The organism is uncultured Dokdonia sp. (genome assembly GCF_937910895.1).
GTDB lineage: Bacteria > Bacteroidota > Bacteroidia > Flavobacteriales > Flavobacteriaceae > Dokdonia.
Genome location: NZ_CALEMI010000022.1, coordinates 1 through 4,749 on the forward strand (window position 1 = coordinate 1; position 4,749 = coordinate 4,749).

6 protein-coding genes are annotated in these 4,749 nt (G+C 38.9%); 5 read left to right on the plus strand and 1 reads right to left on the minus strand.

Annotated features, from left to right (window positions below; all coding sequences use genetic code 11):
• The first annotated feature begins 40 nt into the window (after nt 1–40).
• The 5 genes from Q0505_RS02430 to trpA all read left to right on the plus strand — a co-directional run bounded on the left by Q0505_RS02430 (nt 41) and on the right by trpA (nt 4,219).
• The gene (locus tag Q0505_RS02430; protein WP_299208404.1) at nt 41–514 is read left to right on the plus strand and encodes a hypothetical protein; all 474 of its coding nucleotides are present in this window, start codon (nt 41–43) and stop codon (nt 512–514) included.
• A gap of 39 nt (nt 515–553) precedes the next feature.
• Nucleotides 554–1,330: an indole-3-glycerol phosphate synthase TrpC gene (gene trpC, locus Q0505_RS02435; RefSeq protein ID WP_299208406.1), complete on the plus strand. Its 777-nt coding sequence runs from the start codon at nt 554–556 to the stop codon at nt 1,328–1,330.
• Nucleotides 1,331–1,396: 66 nt separating this feature from the next.
• Nucleotides 1,397–2,044 carry a phosphoribosylanthranilate isomerase gene (locus Q0505_RS02440; RefSeq protein WP_299208408.1) on the plus strand — a complete coding sequence of 216 codons (648 nt, stop codon included), beginning with the start codon at nt 1,397–1,399 and terminating at the stop codon, nt 2,042–2,044.
• 22 nt (nt 2,045–2,066) lie between these two features.
• A complete protein-coding gene (gene trpB / locus Q0505_RS02445; protein WP_299208410.1) occupies nt 2,067–3,266 on the plus strand; it encodes a tryptophan synthase subunit beta in 1,200 nt (399 codons plus the stop codon).
• A gap of 191 nt (nt 3,267–3,457) precedes the next feature.
• A complete protein-coding gene (trpA, locus tag Q0505_RS02450; RefSeq protein ID WP_299208412.1) occupies nt 3,458–4,219 on the plus strand; it encodes a tryptophan synthase subunit alpha in 762 nt (253 codons plus the stop codon).
• A 216-nt stretch (nt 4,220–4,435) separates the two neighbouring features.
• On the opposite strand, the gene Q0505_RS02455 is transcribed toward trpA, so the two are convergent.
• The coding region (locus tag Q0505_RS02455) for a hypothetical protein (RefSeq protein ID WP_299208414.1) at nt 4,436–4,749 on the minus strand (314 nt) is incomplete at its 5' end.

The following is a 4,749-nucleotide window of genomic DNA, read 5'->3' on the forward strand; positions in this document are numbered from 1 at the left end:
AAAGTATAAATAGAATTTAAAAAAGAATAATAGAAATAGGATGAAAAAGCTTTTGTTAGTTTTTATTAGTATTTTTTTAATATACTTTAATAGCCTTGCTCAAGACTATAATAACGAGCTTAGAAAAATGGATGAAACAATAGTTTTATCTAGTTTCATTAAAAATCAAGGTTATAAATATCTAGAATTTAAACCTGAATTAATTGATTCCATTGCTAACAATAAGGTTAGCATGTCACATAACCATACTAATTCTGTTGACATTATAAGGTGTAAATCAAGTATTATCGCTAAAGAACCTATAATAATTCTAAATCAATATCACGTTATTGATTGGCAAATCATAGAAGCCATATCACTTAAGGATATAAAGTCACTAAACCTGTATAAACCTGATAATAAAATCACTACTTTATATGGAACTTCAGGAAGATATGGAGTGATTATTATCGAGATAAAGAAAAAAGTACTACGAAAATTAAAAAGAAAATTTGGAAAAAGTCTTGGGAATTAATTTGATTCGTAATTCGTATTTCAAATTTCGTATTTATATATGACGATACTAGACAAAATAATAGCCGATAAACATAAAGAAGTGGCTCTTAAAAAGCAGCTGATTCCGATACGTCAATTAGAGCAATCTGTTTTATTTGAGCGGGAGACACAATCGCTGGCAAAAGCTTTACGCCAGGGATCTGGCATTATCGCAGAGCACAAACGTAGATCCCCCAGCAAATCTGTCATCAATAATAGCTTGAGTGTTCAGGATGTGGCTTTAGGTTATGAAACGGCAGGTGCTAGTGGTATGTCTGTGTTGACTGACGGAAAGTACTTTGGCGGTTCCCTAGATGATTTACTGCTGGCCAGAGCAATTACCAAGTTTCCATTGTTACGTAAAGAATTTATCGTAGACGAATACCAAATCTTAGAAGCCAAAGCCCACGGCTCTGATGCCATCCTGTTGATAGCTGCTTCCTTGACCAAAAAGGAGATTGAAGATTTTTCCGCTTTCGCGAAAGCGCTACACCTCGACGTCCTTTGCGAATCACACAATGAAGAAGAACTGCTTAAATCGATCGTTGCTACCGTCGATATGTTAGGGATTAATAACCGAAATTTAAAGACTTTTGATGTAAGCATTCAAACAAGCAAAGATTTAGTCACCTTGATTCCAGATGAGTTTGTCAAAGTATCCGAAAGTGGTATTAGTACAGTTGGTGCCATTAAAGAATTACAACCCTACGGTTTTGAAGGCTTTTTGATCGGAGAAAATTTTATGAAAACCGATGACCCAGGGGCGAGTGCAAAAATATTTATTGAACAATTATAAAAAAGTCGAAAGCGGGGAGAGATTCCCGCATTCGCTGGAATAAAAATGAAACTTAAAATCTGCGGAATGAAATACAATACACAAGAAGTCGCTGCACTGCAGCCCGACTATCTTGGGTTTATATTTTATGAGGGGAGTCCGCGTCATTTTGATGGAGAGATTCCGCTCCTTCCAAAAGGTGTAAAAAAAGTAGGCGTTTTTGTGGATGCTGAGATCGCTTTCGCGAAAGCGAACATAGAAAAATACAATTTAGACATCATCCAATTACACGGCAACGAGTCTCTCGAGTATATTGAAGCACTAAAAACGGTTTGTCAGGCTGAACCTGTCGAAGCCTTAAGAGTTGTATCGAGCGCAGTCGAGATATGGAAAGTATTTTCCATCAAAGACAGCTTTGATTTTAACCGATTAACACCGTATGAATCATTAGTAGATGCCTTTTTGTTTGATACCAAAGGAAAAGCTAAAGGCGGAAATGGATACACCTTTGATTGGCAGGTTTTAAAAGACTATCCATCACAAACACCCTTTATTCTTAGTGGCGGTATCGGACTCGAAGAAATAGAAAACATAAAAGAAATACTAGGATCAGATTTACCCATTCTTGCACTCGATGTGAATAGCAAGTTTGAAGATAAGCCTGGCCTAAAAAATATTAAAACATTGACAACTTTTACCTTTCAACTGACTTCCCTCCTAGAAAGGAGGGACTGAGGGAGGTGTAACACGCAACGCTATGATCACAGAAACACAAGAAAGCTACCAAGCAGACGAAAGAGGCTATTATGGAGATTTTGGAGGTGCCTTTATCCCAGAAATGCTCTATCCAAACGTAGAAGAATTACGTTCTCAGTATGTACAAATTATGCAAGAACCTTCGTTCCAAAAGGAATTTAAAGCCTTGCTGAAAGAGTATGTAGGTCGCCCGACACCTTTGTATTATGCAAAACGTTTTAGCAAAAAATACAACACAAAAGTATATTTAAAACGGGAAGACCTTTGTCATACGGGAGCCCATAAAGTAAATAATACCATCGGACAGATTTTGATGGCACAGCGGTTGGGTAAAACCCGAATCATTGCTGAGACAGGAGCTGGACAACACGGTGTTGCCACCGCAACGGTGTGTGCCCTTATGGGATTAGAATGTATCGTCTATATGGGTGCGATTGACATCAAACGTCAAGCGCCGAATGTCGCTCGTATGAAAATGTTAGGCGCGACAGTACGACCTGCAATGTCAGGAAGTAGAACCCTTAAAGATGCGACCAATGAAGCGATACGGGATTGGATTAACAATCCAGTAGATACGCATTACATTATTGGATCTGTAGTAGGACCACATCCCTATCCAGATATGGTGGCTCGTTTTCAATCGGTGATTTCTGCGGAAACAAAGAAGCAGTTACTAGAAGTCGAAGGACGCGAAAACCCCGATTATGTGGTGGCGTGTGTTGGTGGCGGAAGTAATGCTGCAGGATTATTTTATCATTATTTAGATCAACCAGACGTAGGAATTATTGCGGTGGAAGCTGCTGGGAAAGGCATTCATACGGGCGAAAGTGCCGCCACATCTGCATTAGGTCATGAAGGAATTATTCACGGTAGTAAAACGCTCCTGATGCAAACTCCCGACGGACAGATTACAGAACCGTATTCGATTTCGGCTGGTTTAGATTATCCAGGTGTTGGACCGATGCATGCAAATTTATTTAGAACAGGACGTGGGGAGTTTATCTCTGTTACCGATGATGATGCCATGCAAGCTGGGTTGGAATTGAGTAAACTAGAAGGAATCATTCCTGCAATAGAAACCAGTCATGCCCTCGCGATTTTTGAAACTAGAAAATTTAAACCAGACGATGTAGTTGTGATTAATTTATCTGGACGTGGGGATAAGGATTTAAATACCTACATAGAATATTTCGGATTATAAAAGATGATCTTCTTCCTAGATAGAAGGTGTTCAGGAAGGTGTTTATACGCTTTCGCGAAAGCAAAAGAACACAAAGTAAAATGAGATTCCCACTGGAGTTTACACTGAGTGTAATCGAAGTGCGGGAATGAAACAGATTAACCATAATAAAGTCGTATGCTGGAAGAGATTCCCGCCTATGCTAGAATAAAATGAACAGAATACAACAAAAACTGCAAGAAGATAAAAAGTTACTCAGTCTGTATTTCACGGCTGGATACCCTAACATAAACGATACGATGTCTATCCTTCAACAACTGCAAGATAGCGGTGTGGATATGGTAGAGGTCGGATTACCTTTTTCTGATCCGCTTGCCGATGGTCCGACGATTCAAGAAAGCAGTACGGCGGCTCTTAAGAACGGAATGACCACACAATTGCTATTTGATCAGTTGAAAGATGTACGTAAGACTATTGATATTCCACTGATTGTGATGGGCTATTTTAATCCGATGCTTCAATATGGGGTGGAGAAGTTTTGTGCCAAATGCCAAGAAATAGGGATTGATGGGATCATTATGCCCGATTTACCGCTCGCCGAATATGAAGCGGAGTACAAATCCATTTTTGAAAAATATGGATTGATCAATGTCTTTTTAATTACGCCTCAAACTAGTGATGACCGGATCCAGCAGATAGATGCTGCCAGTAATGGCTTTATTTATATGGTGAGTAGCGCAAGTACGACAGGGTCTCAAAGTGGTTTTGGAAATACCCAATCTGAGTACTTTGAACGTATTGCTAATATGGATCTCAACAATCCTCAAATTGTAGGATTTGGGATTAGTAATTCAGATACGTTTCAGGCAGCTACCGCTTTCGCGAAAGGTGCCATCATCGGAAGTGCATTTATCAAACATCTCACAGCTCATGGCGCCGATAGTGTCAAAGCATTTGTGAAGACGATACGTTAACCATCGTAAGTGTGTAACAATTTTATGATTTGAGATACCTATCAAGTATGGAAGTTCTTATTATCATAGGTATCATGATCGCATTGTTTGTATACGCTTATTTCTTTCCAAAAGGAGTTCGGATTTTTGGAATAGATGCTGAAACTTTTTTTCGAAAAAAGAAGTAATCCTTAGCATAAGTGTCGAAATCTTAAAACTTAGATTTCATAGCGAGATTTAAGGGCGTAACATTTCTTTTTGCACTTGTTCTTCTGGAATAAAAGGGCATTGACTGCTTGAAGTTCCTGGACGCTCTGATAAACTCACTAAGATTCCAACATCAGAAGGGGAAATATTAATACAATAGTCCATGTGGTTATCATACCAAGGAGCCTGTTGCTCTGCTGTACTCCATGTACCTGTATATCCTATAGGTGCTGACCAACGCCAGGATATCTCTGTACTTGTTCCTGATCCTAGTAAACGTATTTGCAGATTTGCAGCGTTATTCACATCAACTTGAAAATGGATATTATAGCGTACACATTCTT

Excerpts from the sequence above, each read along its gene's own strand:
- trpC (WP_299208406.1), top strand. The coding sequence starts at position 554 with ATGACGATACTAGACAAAATAATAGCCGATAAACATAAAGAAGTGGCT.
- trpA (WP_299208412.1), top strand. The coding sequence starts at position 3,458 with ATGAACAGAATACAACAAAAACTGCAAGAAGATAAAAAGTTACTCAGT.
- Q0505_RS02440 (WP_299208408.1), top strand. The coding sequence starts at position 1,397 with ATGAAATACAATACACAAGAAGTCGCTGCACTGCAGCCCGACTATCTT.
- trpB (WP_299208410.1), top strand. The coding sequence starts at position 2,067 with ATGATCACAGAAACACAAGAAAGCTACCAAGCAGACGAAAGAGGCTAT.
- Q0505_RS02430 (WP_299208404.1), top strand. The coding sequence starts at position 41 with ATGAAAAAGCTTTTGTTAGTTTTTATTAGTATTTTTTTAATATACTTT.